16 protein-coding genes are annotated in these 15,417 nt (G+C 60.3%); 3 read left to right on the top strand and 13 right to left on the bottom strand.

All coding sequences use genetic code 11. The features are described 5' to 3' along the window. Positions 1–29: 29 nt before the first annotated feature. From GWQ22_RS04050 to GWQ22_RS04025, 6 genes are all read right to left on the bottom strand, one after another. Positions 30–629, bottom strand: a complete 600-nt coding sequence (locus tag GWQ22_RS04050; RefSeq protein WP_275929546.1) for a flagellar protein MotX — start codon at positions 627–629, stop codon at positions 30–32. Between the two features lie 569 nt (positions 630–1,198). Then, complete coding sequence (gene mdh, locus GWQ22_RS04045) at positions 1,199–2,134, bottom strand: malate dehydrogenase (RefSeq protein WP_275929528.1); 936 nt, start codon at positions 2,132–2,134, stop codon at positions 1,199–1,201. A gap of 221 nt (positions 2,135–2,355) precedes the next feature. Continuing rightward, positions 2,356–3,018 (bottom strand): arginine ABC transporter permease ArtM, encoded by a 663-nt coding sequence (artM, locus tag GWQ22_RS04040; protein ID WP_042038800.1) that lies wholly within the window; start codon positions 3,016–3,018, stop codon positions 2,356–2,358. Positions 3,019–3,021: 3 nt separating this feature from the next. Next, a complete protein-coding gene (gene artQ / locus GWQ22_RS04035) occupies positions 3,022–3,672 on the bottom strand; it encodes an arginine ABC transporter permease ArtQ (protein ID WP_042038799.1) in 651 nt (216 codons plus the stop codon). 3 nt (positions 3,673–3,675) lie between these two features. Further along, positions 3,676–4,413 carry a transporter substrate-binding domain-containing protein gene (locus GWQ22_RS04030; RefSeq protein ID WP_275929527.1) on the bottom strand — a complete coding sequence of 246 codons (738 nt, stop codon included), beginning with the start codon at positions 4,411–4,413 and terminating at the stop codon, positions 3,676–3,678. 25 nt (positions 4,414–4,438) lie between these two features. Next, a complete protein-coding gene (locus tag GWQ22_RS04025; RefSeq protein ID WP_042038796.1) occupies positions 4,439–5,179 on the bottom strand; it encodes an ATP-binding cassette domain-containing protein in 741 nt (246 codons plus the stop codon). A 201-nt stretch (positions 5,180–5,380) separates the two neighbouring features. Between GWQ22_RS04025 and argR the strand changes: the two genes are divergently transcribed. Then, on the top strand, positions 5,381–5,851 hold the full coding sequence (gene argR / locus GWQ22_RS04020) for a transcriptional regulator ArgR (RefSeq protein ID WP_005308670.1): 471 nt from the start codon (positions 5,381–5,383) through the stop codon (positions 5,849–5,851). Positions 5,852–5,938: 87 nt separating this feature from the next. On the opposite strand, the gene GWQ22_RS04015 is transcribed toward argR, so the two are convergent. The 5 genes from GWQ22_RS04015 to glnK form a co-directional block, all read right to left on the bottom strand. After that, positions 5,939–6,844: a Dyp-type peroxidase gene (locus GWQ22_RS04015; RefSeq protein WP_275929526.1), complete on the bottom strand. Its 906-nt coding sequence runs from the start codon at positions 6,842–6,844 to the stop codon at positions 5,939–5,941. A 102-nt stretch (positions 6,845–6,946) separates the two neighbouring features. Then, a complete protein-coding gene (locus tag GWQ22_RS04010) occupies positions 6,947–7,981 on the bottom strand; it encodes an ABC transporter ATP-binding protein (RefSeq protein WP_042038931.1) in 1,035 nt (344 codons plus the stop codon). A 74-nt stretch (positions 7,982–8,055) separates the two neighbouring features. Next, a complete protein-coding gene (locus tag GWQ22_RS04005; RefSeq protein ID WP_108537210.1) occupies positions 8,056–9,681 on the bottom strand; it encodes an iron ABC transporter permease in 1,626 nt (541 codons plus the stop codon). A 39-nt stretch (positions 9,682–9,720) separates the two neighbouring features. After that, complete coding sequence (locus tag GWQ22_RS04000; RefSeq protein WP_042038792.1) at positions 9,721–10,728, bottom strand: Fe(3+) ABC transporter substrate-binding protein; 1,008 nt, start codon at positions 10,726–10,728, stop codon at positions 9,721–9,723. A gap of 251 nt (positions 10,729–10,979) precedes the next feature. Beyond that, entirely contained in the window at positions 10,980–11,318 is a 339-nt protein-coding gene (glnK, locus tag GWQ22_RS03995) for a P-II family nitrogen regulator (protein WP_042038791.1), read from the bottom strand. Between the two features lie 201 nt (positions 11,319–11,519). On the opposite strand from glnK, the gene arfB reads away from it, so the two are divergent. Together arfB and GWQ22_RS03985 are read left to right on the top strand one after the other, a co-directional pair. After that, the gene (gene arfB / locus GWQ22_RS03990) at positions 11,520–11,936 is read left to right on the top strand and encodes an alternative ribosome rescue aminoacyl-tRNA hydrolase ArfB (RefSeq protein ID WP_042038790.1); all 417 of its coding nucleotides are present in this window, start codon (positions 11,520–11,522) and stop codon (positions 11,934–11,936) included. Positions 11,937–11,979: 43 nt separating this feature from the next. Next, the gene (locus tag GWQ22_RS03985) at positions 11,980–12,498 is read left to right on the top strand and encodes a methylated-DNA--[protein]-cysteine S-methyltransferase (protein WP_275929525.1); all 519 of its coding nucleotides are present in this window, start codon (positions 11,980–11,982) and stop codon (positions 12,496–12,498) included. A 526-nt stretch (positions 12,499–13,024) separates the two neighbouring features. Here the strand turns inward: GWQ22_RS03985 and GWQ22_RS03980 are convergent. After that, positions 13,025–14,221, bottom strand: a complete 1,197-nt coding sequence (locus GWQ22_RS03980) for a NupC/NupG family nucleoside CNT transporter (RefSeq protein WP_275929524.1) — start codon at positions 14,219–14,221, stop codon at positions 13,025–13,027. A 182-nt stretch (positions 14,222–14,403) separates the two neighbouring features. After that, positions 14,404–15,339 carry a LysR family transcriptional regulator gene (locus GWQ22_RS03975; protein WP_042038929.1) on the bottom strand — a complete coding sequence of 312 codons (936 nt, stop codon included), beginning with the start codon at positions 15,337–15,339 and terminating at the stop codon, positions 14,404–14,406. Positions 15,340–15,417 lie beyond the last annotated feature (78 nt).

The raw sequence follows: 15,417 nt of genomic DNA, 5'->3' as shown, positions 1-15,417 counted from the left end.
GGATGCAGATCCGTGGGTCGTTTTTTTGGTCAGTGCATCGCCTTGGCTCGGGCGATGGCGTTGGCCGGCATCCGGTTGCCCAGCCGACTCAGCAGAGTGGCCGCCCTCTGGTGCTGGGCCTTGTCACCAATGACGGTGCTGTGCAGCCAGTGATAGGCCTCTTCATAATCCAGCGGGCTGCCCATCCCCTGCAGCAGCATCTCGACCCACTCGACCTGTGCCCGTTGAAACCCCAGTCTGGCGGCTTCACGCATCAGGGTCTCGGCCCTGACCAGATCTTTCTGCACCAAGATGCCCTTCCAGTAGTAGCGGCCCAGCTGTTCCAGCGCCGGTGCCAGCCCCTGATTGGCCGCGTCCCACATGAATTTGACCCCAAGCTCGGCATTGGGCTTGATGCACACCCCCCAGGCCAACATGTCGCCCCACAGGAACTGATAGGCAGGCACCTTCATCACCTCGGCCCGCACCTCTATATCCTGAGTAAGCTGGCACCTGTCCTGCTTCACCTGTTGCAAGTGACGCCCCTGTGCAATCCAGTTGAGCAACTCATCCTGGCGGTAGAGGGGGACTGCCTGCAAATTGCGGCTGTCGATACCCAGACCGCCGCCACCCGATGGGGTGCTGGTCATGGGTCGGCTGGTCGGAGAGAGTCCGCTCTCCACTGTGGCTGCGGGGGATGAGGTCGCGGGTGCAGATTCAGTCACAACGGCAGCGGGCTCCGCTGCTGGTGTCGACTCGGACGCCACAGGTAATGGTGCGGCAGCGGGGACTGCGTCAGATCCAGCAGGCTGGGCGGCGGCAGACACTGCGGGCGGGGCTGCAACCGCTGGCGACTCGGCGGCAGACACTGCGGGCGGAGCTGCAACCGCTGGCGACTCGGCGGCAGACACTGCGGGCGGAGCTGCAACCGCTGGCGACTCGGCGGCAGACACTGCGGGCAGGGATGCTATCGCTTGCTCAGCCGCTGACACCACGCGGCTCGGTGTGGATGCGGCGGCGGATGCCTTAGGCTCCGCGCCCTGTACCTGGGTGGTCAGCAAACAGACAAGGCCGACAAGGGTAAGTGGTTTCATCATAAGGTTCTCCTGCTGCTCTCTGTTATCGGCAGCCGGCCCCATCCCCTTAGCCCGTCGCCATCTGCAGCTGTCACCCATAACAAAGGGGAGCCGAAGCTCCCCTTGTTTGTCAGCCATACGGCTTACTTGACGAAGTCGACACCCAGCTGGATATCGGCTTTCAGGGTGGCTAGCATGCCATCCATCGCCGCTTGCTCGAAGGCACTCAGCTTGCCGTAGTCCAGCACGGTTTCGACGCCGTTCTTGCCCAGCAGTATGGGTTGCGCGAAGAAGGCGGCGTGCTTGCCATCCCCTTCGACATAAGCACACTCGATGATATTGGCTTCGCCCTGCAGGCCCTTGATGAGAGACAGACCGAAACGGCAGGCCGCCTGGCCCATGGAGAGGGTGGCAGATCCGCCACCGGCCTTGGCTTCCACCACTTCGGTACCGGCGTTCTGGATACGCTTGGTCATGGCAGCCACTTCCTCGGCAGAGAAGCTGGCCCCTTCGATCTGGGACAACAGCGGCAGAATGGTCACGCCACTGTGGCCACCGATCACGTTGACACGCACCTTGTCGACGTTCAGACCCTTGGCCTCGGCCACGAAGGTCTCGGCACGGATCACGTCCAGGGTGGTGACACCGAACAGGCGGCGCTTGTCATAAACACCGGCTTTCTTCAGCACTTCAGCGGCGATGGCGACCGTGGTGTTGACCGGGTTGGTGATGATGCCGATCAGCGCTTTCGGGCAGGTAGCGGCACATTTTTCCACCAAATTCTTGACGATACCGGCATTGATATTGAACAGATCGGAACGATCCATGCCGGGCTTGCGCGCCACACCGGCGGAGATCAGCACCACATCGGCGCCGACCAGAGCCGGGCTCGGATCTTCACCGCAGAAACCTTTTACTTTCACGTCAGTCGGGATATGGCTCAGATCGACCGCCACGCCCGGAGTTACCGGGGCAATGTCATACAGGCTCAACTCGGAGCCAGCAGGAAGGCGATTTTTCAACAGCAGAGCGAGGGCTTGGCCTATGCCACCGGCGGCACCCAGAACGGCAACTTTCATGATCAACTCCATGTTTAAGCGTAGGTTTAAGGTTGTTTCTTGTTGTGGGCCCAACATTAATGGATCCCCCCCTAAAAAACAATCTGATAACAGTTGTAATCACGGGTTCTGTGAGCCAAGAAACAGGCGGCGAATAAAAATGGGGGAAAATGCAGAAAATCAGAGGGAAAGCACAGATTTCCTGCACTTCCCCCGACCATAAATAGGTAGATATACCGAACTCAGGCCTGGAATGCCAGGGCTCGCCGTTCACACCAGCGGAACCCAATTGTTAACAATCCGTTCATGGTCAGATAGAGGGCACCGGCCACAGTGAACACCGCCAGGGTGTCATAAGTCTGGGCGTTGAGACGCTGGGCCAGACCCATCACATCCATGATGGTAATGGTGCTGGCGAGCGAACTCCCCTTGAGCACCAGGATCACCTCGTTGGAATAGGCAGGTACCAGCCGCCGGGCGGCGTGGCGTACCTTCATCCACAAGGTCTGCCCGGCCGAGAAACCGAGCGCGCGGCACGCCTCCACCTCGCCGGATGGAATGGCATCCAGTGCCCCCTTGAACAGCCGGGTAGAGTAAGCCGCCGTGTTAAAGCCAAGGGCCAACACAGCGCAGAACCAGGGCTGCTTGAGCAGCGGCCAGAGCGGCCCGGACTTGAGCCACTCGAACTGGCCCGGCCCGTAGTAGATGAGGAAAATCTGGATGAGCAGCGGCGTGCCGGTGAAGATCAGCACCCACAGCTGTACCAGCTGGGTCGCCACCGGAATGCGCAACTCCAGCACCCAGGTCATCAGGAGCGCTAGCGCAATCCCCAGCAGCAGACTGAGCAGAGTCAGCTCCAGCGTAGTAACCAAACCGCCCAGCAGGGTGATGAAATACTCTTGCATCAGTTAGCCTCCGTAGCGGCGGGTGTAGCGGGCAGCCAGACTCAAGCCATATTCACTCACCAGACTGATCGCCAGATAGATGAGGGCAGCAGCGGCATACCAGGTGAACGGCTCATAGGTGCTGGCCGAGGCCATCTGCGCCTGACGCATCATCTCGTTCACCCCGATAAGGGAGACCAGCGCCGTATCCTTGAGCAGCACCAGCCACTGATTGCCAAGGCCCGGCAGGGCGTGACGCCACGCCTGTGGCAGCACGATGCGAAAGAAGATGTGACTCTTGCCAAAGCCGAGCGCCAGCGCCGCCAGCCGTTGCCCGGCAGGCACGGCATTGAGCGCCGCCCGCAGGGTCTGGGTCGCATAGCTGGCAAACAACAGGGAGAGCGCCAGCACACCGCAGGCGAACGGGCTGAACTCCACGTACTCACCCGTGATGAGGAACAGCAGCTGCGTCGAGCCGAAGTAGATGAACAGCACCACCAGCAGCTCGGGCAGGCCACGGATCAGCGTGGTGAGTGTGGCCACGGGCCACACTAGCGCACGCTGCTTGCTGAGCTCGGCGGCACTGAACGCCAGTGCCAATACCATGCCCCCGACCAGTGATGCCAAAGCCAGCCCGAGGGTCATCCAGGCTGCATCCAACAACAGGCTCAACATGGCTTACTGCGCGAAGTATTTGTCGAAGATTTGCTGATAGGTGCCGTTGGCCTTGATCTCGGCCAGCCCCTTGTTCAGCTGAGTCAGCAACTCCTGATTGCCCTTGGCGACCGCGATGCCAAAGCCGGTACCGAAGTACTTGGCATCGGTCACCGGCGTACCCACCACGGCATACTCCTTGTGCTGCTTGAGCCAGTCGGCTGCGACGGCGGTATCCGCAAAGACGCCGTCGGTACGGCCGTTCATCATATCGAGGAAGGCGCTCTGGTAGCTGGCATAAGGCACGGTCAGCAGACCCTTGCTCACCCAGTTATCCACCAGATAGGACTGGTGAGAGGTGCCGTTCTGCACGCCAACAGTCTTGTCCACCAGCTCTTCCGGTCCCTTGAAAGCGCCCTTCTTGGCCACAAAGACGGCGGAGTTCTCGTAATAGATGTCGGAGAAGTCGACCTGGGCAGAGCGCTCCGGGGTCACGTCCATGGCGGCGATAGCGGCATCATAGCGACGGAATTTGAGGCTGGGGATCAGGCTGTCAAAGGCCTGGTTGTGGAAGCTGCATTCCAGCTTGGCCTGGGCGCAGATCGCGCGGGCCAGATCGATGTCAAAACCCTGGAACTCGTTCTTGTCATCCAGGTATTCGAACGGAGCATAAGTTGCCTCGGTGGCGAACTTGATCTCCTTGGCCAGCACAGAGGTGCTCAACAGGCCCATGGCAGCAACCAGCAATAGACTTTTTTTCATGACAGCTTCCTTATCGATTTGAATATCAATGCATCAAGAACTCGGCAAACCGGCTGGTTTGCGGAGAGTTGAAAATGGCGGCGGAGCCGGATTCGATGATCCGTCCCTTCTCCAGATAGATCACCTGACTGGCCACCTTGCGGGCGAACTCCACCTCGTGGGTCACCACGACCTGGGTGATGCCGGTCTGGCCCAGATTGCGGATGATCTCCGCCACCTCTTTGGTGATCTCGGGATCGAGGGCCGCCGTCGGCTCGTCAAACAGCAGCACCTGCGGATCCATCATCAGGGTACGGGCGATGGCCACCCGCTGCTGCTGACCGCCGGACAGCCGGGCAGGCCAGGCATCGCGCTTATCCGCCAGTTGCAGCTGGGTCAGCAGATAGGCGCCCTTCTCGATGGCAGCCGCCTTGCTCATGCCGAGCAACTTGACAGGGGCCTCGATCAGGTTCTCCATCACTGTCAGATGTGGCCACAGATTGTACTGCTGGAACACCATGCCCACCTTGCGGCGCAGCGCCTGTGTCTGACGGTTGAATTCGGCGGCAGAGAGGCTGGACGGGAAAGAAAATTCACTTTCACCTATGCGCAATACACCGGCATCCGGCGTATCCAGCAGGTTCATCATGCGCAGCAGCGAACTCTTGCCGGCACCGCTTGGGCCCAGCAGCACCAAGGTTTCACCGGGAGCAGTCCGAAAGCTGACATCTTGCAGTACCGGCACCTTGTGCCAGGATTTTTCGATACCGATTAATTCAATACCCATACAGCCCAATTGAATAAGTTTTCAAAATTTCGTCCCGATTTTAGCCCCAAGATGGGTGGATGCAAGCTAATTTTGAATCAATATGCAGAACAAGCGCCGCTTCCTTGCAAAATTAGGCACATGAATGCAAAATGGACTCGCTGTTCATATCTGCCGCCTGAGCGTGACAGGCCGCCATACCTCCTCATTCGTGAGTCCAAGATGAAGCATAACGACAAGCAAGAAAAACTGGCCAAGGCCTTTAAAGCCTTGCTGAAAGAAGAACGATTTGGCTCCCAGGCAGAGATAGTGACTGCCCTGCAAGAGATGGGCTTCGAGAACATCAACCAGTCCAAGGTATCACGCATGCTGAGCCGCTTCGGCGCCGTTCGCACCCGCAATGCCAAGATGGAGATGGTCTACTGCCTGCCGGTGGAACTGGGCGTGCCCACCACCTCCAGCCCGCTCAAAAACCTGGTACTGGACGTCGACCACAACGGCGCCCTGGTGGTGATCCACACCAGCCCGGGTGCAGCCCAGCTCATCGCTCGCCTGCTCGACTCCCTCGGCAAGGCGGAAGGGATCCTCGGCACCATCGCCGGTGATGACACCATCTTCATCACCCCGACCAGCGACACCGACATCGAAGAGCTCTACCTCTCCGCCCTCGAGCTGTTCGAACAGACCCCTTAATCAGGCTCGTCCGTCCCGCTGTGGTGACGCCCCCTGAACGATAAATCCCGGCCAAGGCCGGGATTTTTGTTGGTGACGTCACCGCGCTTATTTGCCCCTGGAAACCAGATAATCCTCGGAAGGCGCAAAGAAGGCGGCCCCGGTCACGGCCCTGGTGAAACGCAGCAGATGGTCGAAGTGACTGCCCTCCCCCTTGTACATGCTGGCCAGCATGGCGTTGAAGTGCAGCGGCGTGCTGCAGCAGGAGATGAAGTAGAGCCCCTGCTCGGTCATGGTGCCCCAGGGCATGCTCTGGCGCAGTATCTCCATGGACTCACCCTTGGGGGTCTTGAGATTGACTCGCTTGATGTGGGCGGTCAGCGGCTTGTCGGCCGACTCATACTCTATGTTGTCGGCCTTGGTGCGACCTATGATGTCTTCCTGCTCCTTCAGAGCCAGCGCCTCCCAGTCGCTCATGGCATGCACCCAGCGCTGGACGTGGATATAGGAACCACCGGCAAATTCGCCGCCGCCCAGCAGCGCCACGTCGGCCCTGTGCTCATCCTGCGGGTTTTCGGTGCCATCGACGAAGCCGGTCAGGTCCCGGCAATCCAGATTGCGAAAACCGCGCACCTCTTCGGCCAGTACCACCAGCCCCGCCAGCAAAGCCATCACGCGCTGACCGGCGTGGTGCAGCACATCCACCCGATCGGCGCGCAACTGCACGAAGAGATCAAACGGGGTATTCGGCGCCTGCTGACCGTTGGCAGATTGCGCCATGAAGCCACGGAACTGGGGCGGACGGGCGGCAGGGTAGAGACCATCCCAGGCATCGGCACCGACGGCGACCAGACCGCTGAAACCGGCATCGGGAAAATCGGCGGCAACCGCCGCCCACAGGGCGGGCAAGCTGGCCAGACGGGCCACCAGTTCGGCGCCGTCGCCGGTGCGATTGAACATCAGATAGAGGGCGTGCAGATTCGGCTCTGCACAGATCCCGGCTTGGGCTTTCATATCTCTCTCCCCTGAACAGGCATTAGCGATGTTGGCATTGCGTTGCGCGATTATAAACCAGAGTGAATCCAGTTCCTTGATTTCACAACGATATCAGCTCTGTCACGGCAATGGATCAAACAGCACGAGCGCATGCGGGGCAAGGTTGACCCGTGCCCGCATCCCGCCAAGCGGCTCGCCAATGCTGGCCTCGAGCCGCTGGCCGCCACACTCGAACAACACCCGGCAGTGATGACCGAGAAACTGCTGCTCCAGCACCACCAGCTCACCGCCGTCGACAGCCTCCAGCAACAGTTGCTGGGGTCTGAGCATCAATTGCAGCAACTCGCCCACGGCGCGGCCGTGAGGCTCGGTGCCGCACACCACCCCCAGCGACGTCTGCACGCAGTGGCTGTCTACCACCTCGGCGGCCAGGTAGTTGACCCCGCCAAGAAACTCCGCCACGAAGCGGTTCTGCGGGCGGCGATAGAGCTGCTCCGGCTGACCCACCTGCTCTATATGACCGGCACGGAACAGCGCCAGCCGGTCGGCGAAGGCGAACGCCTCCTCCTTGCTGTGACTGACGAAGATGGCGCCAATCCCCTGCTGCTTGAGCAGGGCGCGGATCTCGAGAATGAGCTTCATCCGCACCTGGGTATCTATGTTGGAGAAGGGTTCGTCCAACAGCATCAGCCTGGGCTTGCACACCAGAGCGCGGGCGATGGCGACCCTCTGCTGCTGACCGCCGGAGAGTTCATGCGGATAACGCGCACCCAGCCCCTGCAGATTGACCAGCGTCAGCGCCTCATCCACCTGCTGCTGGCGAATGCGGCGATCGAGTCGGGTCAGGCCGAAGCCGACGTTCTCGGCCACCGTCAGGTGGGGAAAGAGGGCGTAATCCTGAAATATCATGCCAATGTTACGCGCCTCTGGGGGTTCGCTGGCATCCGGCCCGTCGAGCAGGGTATCGCCGAGGCGAATAGTGCCCTCTGCCAGCGGCAGCAGACCGGCGATGGCCTTGAGCAGTGTGGTCTTGCCACAACCGCTAGCGCCCAGCAGACAGACGATCTCGTTGTCGGCCACTATCAGCGAGAGCTGTTCCAGCACATTGCGGCCGTTGTAACGGCAACTGACATTTTCAACCTGCAAGCAAGACACGGCTGACTTCCTCATATTCTTTTGGTTCAGACCGACCTGCGGCCGGACAACATTGCAGAGATTCATCTGCCCGATCAGTGGCCCGGACTATCCAGACTGCGGTTGACCCAGATGAGCGGCAGCAAGCCCACCAACACGATGACGATGGCGCCGAGCGCCCCCCGCTCCAGCATCTCGTCCGACACGAATTGATAGACGTGGGTCGCCAGGGTGTCGAAGTTGAAGGGCCGCAGCAGCAGGGCGGCGGGCAGCTCCTTCATCGATTCGATGAACACCAGCATGGCGCCGGCAAACAGGCCTCGCCGTACCAGCGGTAGATGAACCCGGCGCAGCATGCCGCCATCCCCTTGCCCCAGGGAACGAGCCGCCATGTCGAGGCTGGGGGAGATCTTGCCCATGCTGGTCTCCACCGAGCCGATGGCGATGGCCACGAAGCGGACCAGATAGCCGAACACGATGGCGGTGATGGTGCCGGTCAACAGCAGGCCGGGGCCCTGGCGGCCAAGCCACTCGGCCAGATCATTGATGGCAAAATCGAGGGCCGTCAGCGGCACCAGCACGCCGATGGCCAGCACGGTACCCGGCATGGCGTACCCCATGGCAGAGATGCGCAGGGGCAGCAGACTCTTGAGCCCGCCATCGAGGCGACGGAAGAAACCGAGCAGCAGGGCGATGCCCATGGCAAGCAGGGCGGTCAGCGTCGAGATGAGCAGACTGTTGCCGGCGAAGCGAACAAACTCCGGCGTCCAGGAGAGTTCGAAATAGCGCACCCCGTAATCGAGCAGGATGACGAATGGCAGACCGAAACCGGCCAGCACCAATCCCCAGCACCAGAGCCCGGCCGCTGCGCGACTCACCCCCTTGAGCGGGTAGCGTAGCGGCTGCTCATGGCCCATGGATTTCTGGAACACCTGCTGCCGACGGCGAGAGCGGCGCTCCAACGCGATCAAGAGCACCACCGCCAGCAGCATCAGGCAGGAGAGTTTGGCGGCAGTGGCCAGGCTGCCGTAGCCGAGCCAGGTATCGTAGACCGCCGTGGTCAGGGTATTGATGGCAAAGAAGTGGACGGTAGCAAAGTCGGCCAGGGTCTCCATCGCCACCAGCGACACGGCCACCATGATGGCGGGGCGCGCCAGCGGCAGGCTGAGGCGACGAAAGCTCTGCCAGGGCGTACAACCAAGCAGACGGCTGGAGTGGATCAGGCTGACCGACTGCTCCAGAAAGGAGGCGCGGGCCAGCAGATAAACGTAGGGGAACAGCACCAGCGCCAGCACCCAAGCGGCGCCGCCCAGGGAGCGAATGGCCGGAAACCAGTAATCGGCCGGACTGTTCCAGCCAAAGAGTGCGCGCAATCCGGCCTGTAGCGGGCCAGAGTAGTCAAGCAGGTCTGTGTAGACGTAGGCCACTATGTAGGAGGGCATGGCCATGGGCAACATCAGCGCCCACTGCAGTGCTCGGCGCCCCGGCACCTGACACATGGCGACCAGCCAGGCGGTGGGTACGCCAAACAGCAGGCTGAGCAGCACAACACCCGCCACCAGCGCCAGCGTATTGGCCAGATAATCGAGCAGCACCGTATCGACGAGGTGACGAAACAGGTCTCCATCTGCCGAGAAGGCAGAGAAGATCAGGGCGAGCACCGGCAAACCCAGCAGCAGGGCGGTGGCCCAGCTGCCGGCAATCCATCCACAATTTTTCATGAGACCACAGAAGTTGATGGGGCCCTTGGCCCCATCTGATTACAAGTCGAATTTCACTTCATCCAGCAGCTGCAAGGCGTCCTTGCGGTGCTTGGCATAATCGCTGACCGGTAGCGCGTCAGACTTGAAACTGCCCCAGGCCTTGACCATGGCGGACGGCTCGACCCCGGCCTTGACCGGATACTCGGCATTCACGTCCGCATACATGTGCTGGGCCGTGTCGCCAGCCAGAAACTCCATCAGCTTGCGCGCTTCATCTTTGTTCTTGGCGTGCTTGGTCATGGCCACGCCGCTCACGTTGACGTGAGCGCCACGGTCAGCCTGGTTCGGGAAGTTGATATAGACCGCATCGGCCCAGGACTTCTGCGCCGGATCTTTCAGCATGGCGCCCAGGTAGTAGCTGTTGCCGAGCGACAGGTCACAGATGCCATCTTTGATCGCCTTGACCTGATCCCGGTCGTTGCCCTGCGGCTTGCGCGCCAGGTTGGCCTTGACCGCTTCCAGCCAGGTTTTGGTCTCGGCCATGCCGTGATGGGCGATCATGGAAGAAACCAGCGCCACATTGTACTCGTGCTTGCCGCTGCGGGTACAAATTTTCCCTTTGAATTCAGGCTTGGCCAGATCTTCGTAGCTGATGGTGTCCAGCTTGCCGAGGCGATCCTTGCTCGAATAGATGGCACGCACCCGGGTGGTCAGGGCGAACCAGCGGTTCTCCGGGTCACGATAGATAGCGGGAATATTCTCCTGCAGGATCTTGCTGTCTACCGGCTGCACCAACCCCTTGTCCACCAGATCGGTCAGCCGACTGATATCAACAGTCAGCATGAGATCGGCCGGGGAAAGCTTGCCTTCCCGCTCCAGACGCTCGTTCAGCCCCTCTTTGGCGAACACCACGTTGACCTTGATGCCCGACTCCTTCTCGAACTGCTGGATGATGGGCTTGATCAGCTCATCCTGCCGGTTGGAGTAGACATTCACTTCCCCTGCCGCCAACGCTCCCTGAGCAGCCAGGGTCGAGAAAGCCAGTGCCAACATCTTCATTTTCATCATCCATTCCTTGAGTTGCTATATCGAGTGATAACCATTGCTGTTTGTATTTTGCATTGGCCTCGACAGCGGGATCAAGAAAACATCGAGTGCGGGATCACATATTTAAACGCCTTGCAAACAAAAGGGCCGGATAGAATCCTATCCAGCCCCACCATGGGGTCCATCCGCGACTTCACATCGGCAATCTGTCCGGTCTGGCCAATCCGCAACAGAGTCCCCTTGCTCAAACCAGCATCACGCGCGAGAGTTCAGAGCGCCTCATCGTCGCTCTCGCCGGTACGAATGCGCACCGCCTGTAGCAAGTCGTAGACGAAGATCTTACCGTCACCGATCTTGCCGGTGTAGGCCGCCTTGCAGATCGCCTCTATCACCCCTTCGACGTTGTCATCGACCGTCGCTATTTCCAGCTTTACCTTGGGTAAGAAGTCGACCTGGTACTCGGCTCCCCGGTATAATTCGGTGTGCCCCTTCTGACGACCAAACCCTTTGACCTCGGACACGGTCAGGCCCTCGATCCCCAGGTTGGCGACCGCTTCGCGCACATCGTCCAACTTGAACGGTTTGATAATCGCAGTAATCAGCTTCATCTGGTTGCTCCCAATCCATGGTATGTCATGAATTGGGAGTCAATTCTCGTGCCAAGTCTTTTTATTGTTAAATTTCAAAAGGATAGTTTTTTATTCTGGGATAGGCACCCCACAATATCACCCAGGGAGCGCATCTCGCCCCATAATGAGGCACCAAGCTGAACCAGCCTCTCCCGATGCACCAAACAAGAGCACAGCAGTATGTTAGTCATCTCCAACAGCGTGACCCTGCCCTGGCATGAGCTGCAGTTTCAAGCCATGCGAGCTCAGGGCGCCGGCGGCCAGCACGTCAACAAGACCGACTCCGCCGTCTGGTTGCGCTTCGATTACCGCAGTTCCCCCAGCCTGCCGGATCTCTACAAGGAGGGACTCGACAAGCTGAGCGACAGCCGGGTACACGACGGTTTTATCCAGATCCGCGTCGAGACCCATCGCAGCCAGGACATGAACCGCAAGGAGGCCATGAGCCGCCTGGTGGAGCTGCTTAAAAAAGCCGCCTGGCGTCCCAAGGCCCGTCATGCCACCAAGCCGACCCGCAGCTCCCAGCGCAAGCGAGTCGACGCCAAGAAGCGCAAGGGCGACATCAAGTCGGCCCGCGGCAAACCCGTGCTGGAGTAATGCTGCCAGCCTTACGACTTGCCCACGCCAAGGATGAGAGAAGATGAGATACAGTTTTTGCGACAGCGCCCACGGTCCCCTGCTCATCGCCATCGATCGGGATGGCCTGCGCCACGTGGAGTTCATGCAGGGTGAACGCCCCATCATGCCAGCCCCGCAGTGGCGCCAGGATGATCTGGCGCTGGCGCCCTACGTCGAGCAGTTTGCCGCCTATTTCGCTGGCCACCTGCAGCGCTTCGATCTGCCGCTCGCCGCCAAGGGAACCCCCTTCCAGCAATCGGTATGGCGCGCCCTGTGCGACATTCCCTACGGCGAGACCGTCAGCTATCTCGAAATAGCCCAGTCCATCGGCAATCACAAGGCGGTACGCGCAGTGGGGGCCGCCAATGGCCGCAATCCCCTCAGCATCATAGTGCCCTGTCACAGGGTGATTGGGCGCAGCGGCCAGCTGACCGGTTATGCCGGCGGCATACCCATCAAACGCTGGTTGCTGGCCCTGGAACAACAGAACGGCCATTCACGCAGGCTGACCCCTGATGGGATGACAGCGGCATCCCTGTAAAACACTGGTTGCTGGCTCTGCAACAACAGAACATCAACTCATTCAGGCTGACCCCTGATGGGATGGCAGCGGCATCCCTGTAAAACGCTGGTTACTGGCTCTGGAACAATAGAACGGCCATGCATGCAGGCTGACCCCTGATGGGATGACAGCGGCATCCCTGTAAAACACTGGTTGCTGGCTCTGCAACAACAAAACGCCCACTCATTCAGGCTGACCCCTGATGGGATGGCAGCGGCACTCCAATAACACACAGGCTTCAGGCACTGGATTGGTCCCGTTTCGCGTTTAACAAAATGAACACAGCATGAAGAATCGCCTCAGAAGGGCTTCAGACAGCGTCAGGCATCATGGCTTCACACTTGGATGGCATGGCTCATCCCTCATTCAAGTGGCACCCATGTGACGCTTCCAATCTGTTTTTTCCCCGCGCCTCCTCTGAGGCGCTTTTTTTTTGCCCGAACGCGGCCAACAAAAAAGCCCGCCGAAGCGGGCTCTGACCGTAAGGTGCTAGCGTCGAGGTTAATCAGAGAGCGAGGAACAGCCCCGCCAGCGAGGCACTCATCAGGTTTGCCAGCACACCTGCCAATATGGCGCGCATGCCATAACGGGCGATGAAGGATTTGCGCTCCGGCACCATGGCGCCCAGACCACCGATCAGGATCGCCATGGAGGAGATGTTGGCGAAACCGCACAGGGCGAAGGTAACGATGGCCCTGCTCGATTCGTTCAGAGTCTGATCCTGCACCAGGGCGATGAAGGCGACGAATTCGTTGATGACTATCTTGGTCCCGATCAGGGCACCGGCCGCCTGGGCCTGATCCCAGGGCACGCCTATCAGCCAGGAGACGGGGGCAAACAGCCAGCCCAGGATGATCTGGAAGCTCAGATCCAGCCCCACCAGACCGCCAGCCCAACCCAGCAGGCCGTTGAGCATAGCAATCACCCCGACGAAGGCCAACAGGGTCGCACCGACCGCGACCGCGATGTTGAGGCCAGCCATGGCACCATCGGCCGCCGCTTCGATGACATTGGTCGCACGCGGGATCTCCACGTCCTGATGGTGATCCACCTCGCCGATTCCGGGCGGTACCAGGATCTTGGCCATGGCCAGACCGGCGGGCGCCGACATGAAGGCCGCCGCGATCAGGTACTTGAGCTCGACCCCGATACTGGCGTAGCCCACCAGGGTGCCGCCAGCCACGGAGGCGAGACCGCAGCTCATCACGGCGAAGAACTGGGAGTCAGACATCTTGGAGAGGTAGGGTTTAACCACCAACGGCGCTTCCACCATGCCGACGAAGATGTTGGCGGTGGCGGAGAGGCTCTCGGCGCGGCCAGTGCCCAGTAGCTTCTGCAGACCGCCGCCCAGCAGGGCGATGACCCGCGGCATCAAGCCTATGTGATAGAGGATGGCGATCACCGCCGAGAAGAAGATGATGACCGGCAACACGTTGAACGCAAAGATGAAGCCCAGCTTGAACTTGGCCAGGTCCCCGAACAGGAAGGCGATCCCCTCCTGGCCGTAACCTATCACGCTACTGACGCTCTCGCTGACCCCGTTCAACACATGCTGACCGGCAGGCAGCCAGAGCACCAGACCGGCAAAGAGGACTTGCAGGCAGAGGGCAAGGCCGACTGTTCGCAGTAGGATACGACGACGATTATCAGAGCAGATCACGGCCAGCGCCAGGATACTCAGTATGCCGAGCAGGGCTATCATAGGGACTCCATCAGGTGGGGCAAAAGATGGGCGCGGATTCTGCGCTCCACGCTCAGCCACTGCAAGCCCGCTTGGTTACAGCCCTGTTAGCAAAAACGTTTGCACGATACCGGTTGAGCCAACCCGCTGATTTGGTTCAATTTTGGTATCACACGAAAGCCGGCGTTCTTATATGGAAACGATCATTCCTCTATGCCAGACAATTTGCCGCCGAGCCAGGGGGCGAGTCGCTGCTCCCAATAGGGATTGGGACCGAAGCTCTCCTTGAGGAAATCGATGAACAGCCGGATTTTGGGATCCAGATGTTCGCGCCTGGCGTAGACGGCGTGCACCGCCATCTTCTGGTTCGGCCGCCACTGGGGTAGCAGGGGGATCAACTGACCGGATTGCAACTCCTGGTCCAGCAAGTAATTGGCGACATAGGCGATACCGAGTCCGGCCAGGGCGGCATCCCGCACCGCCTCCGCCAGATCCACCCGGTAGTTGCCGGCCACCTGCACCGTCTGGCGCTCCTTGCCCTGGCGAAACGACCACTCGTGGTAGCGCCGCTCCCGACTCTGGTAGGTGATGCAGTTGTGCTGGGCCAGCTCCTTGGGGTGCAGCGGGGTACCGTGGCTCAGCAGATAGTCCGGCGAGGCCACCAGCACGAAGTGGATATCCGCCAGCCGCTGCCCCACCAGCGCTTCGGGCTTGTCTTCATAGGTGGTGATCCAGAGATCCAGTCCCTCATCCACCAGGTTGGTTCTGTGATCGAACAGGGAGACTTCCAGCTCCAGCTCGGGGTAGCGATCCTGAAACGCCTTGAGGCGCGGGATCACATGCAACCGGCCAAAGGACTGACCGACTCCCAGATGCAGGACGCCACTCACCTTGCCACGGCGCTCCGCCACCATGGAGTCCGCCTCCAGCGCCACCGCCACCAACGCGCGGCAGTGACGGGCATACTCCTGACCGAGTTCGGTCAGGGAGAAGCGGCGAGTCGTGCGCTGCACCAGCTGGGCACCGAGTTCGGTCTCAAGCTGGGCCAGCTGCTTGCTGATGTGGGACTTGGAGACGCCGAGCCGCCGCGCGGCCGCCGAGATGCCCTGCTCACGGACCAAGGCATCGAAGATCACCATTTGGGGCAGACGTTGCAGCACGGGATTACCAGATAAGAAAGCGGGCCTCCATTATTCCAGAGCGGCCCGCAGCGGGGT

Origin of the sequence: Aeromonas sp. 1HA1 (assembly GCF_029237385.1) — a bacterium.
Taxonomy (GTDB): Bacteria; Pseudomonadota; Gammaproteobacteria; order Enterobacterales; family Aeromonadaceae; genus Aeromonas; species Aeromonas popoffii.
This window is presented reverse-complemented; position numbering and strand designations above follow the sequence as displayed.

Coding starts and splice junctions, on each gene's coding strand:
- GWQ22_RS04050 (WP_275929546.1), bottom strand. CDS start 629: ATGACCAGCACCCCATCGGGTGGCGGCGGTCTGGGTATCGACAGCCGC.
- mdh (WP_275929528.1), bottom strand. CDS start 2,134: ATGAAAGTTGCCGTTCTGGGTGCCGCCGGTGGCATAGGCCAAGCCCTC.
- artM (WP_042038800.1), bottom strand. CDS start 3,018: ATGCAAGAGTATTTCATCACCCTGCTGGGCGGTTTGGTTACTACGCTG.
- artQ (WP_042038799.1), bottom strand. CDS start 3,672: ATGTTGAGCCTGTTGTTGGATGCAGCCTGGATGACCCTCGGGCTGGCT.
- GWQ22_RS04030 (WP_275929527.1), bottom strand. CDS start 4,413: ATGAAAAAAAGTCTATTGCTGGTTGCTGCCATGGGCCTGTTGAGCACC.
- GWQ22_RS04025 (WP_042038796.1), bottom strand. CDS start 5,179: ATGGGTATTGAATTAATCGGTATCGAAAAATCCTGGCACAAGGTGCCG.
- argR (WP_005308670.1), top strand. CDS start 5,381: ATGAAGCATAACGACAAGCAAGAAAAACTGGCCAAGGCCTTTAAAGCC.
- GWQ22_RS04015 (WP_275929526.1), bottom strand. CDS start 6,844: ATGAAAGCCCAAGCCGGGATCTGTGCAGAGCCGAATCTGCACGCCCTC.
- GWQ22_RS04005 (WP_108537210.1), bottom strand. CDS start 9,681: ATGAAAAATTGTGGATGGATTGCCGGCAGCTGGGCCACCGCCCTGCTG.
- GWQ22_RS04000 (WP_042038792.1), bottom strand. CDS start 10,728: ATGAAAATGAAGATGTTGGCACTGGCTTTCTCGACCCTGGCTGCTCAG.
- glnK (WP_042038791.1), bottom strand. CDS start 11,318: ATGAAGCTGATTACTGCGATTATCAAACCGTTCAAGTTGGACGATGTG.
- arfB (WP_042038790.1), top strand. CDS start 11,520: ATGTTAGTCATCTCCAACAGCGTGACCCTGCCCTGGCATGAGCTGCAG.
- GWQ22_RS03985 (WP_275929525.1), top strand. CDS start 11,980: ATGAGATACAGTTTTTGCGACAGCGCCCACGGTCCCCTGCTCATCGCC.
- GWQ22_RS03980 (WP_275929524.1), bottom strand. CDS start 14,221: ATGATAGCCCTGCTCGGCATACTGAGTATCCTGGCGCTGGCCGTGATC.
- GWQ22_RS03975 (WP_042038929.1), bottom strand. CDS start 15,339: ATGGTGATCTTCGATGCCTTGGTCCGTGAGCAGGGCATCTCGGCGGCC.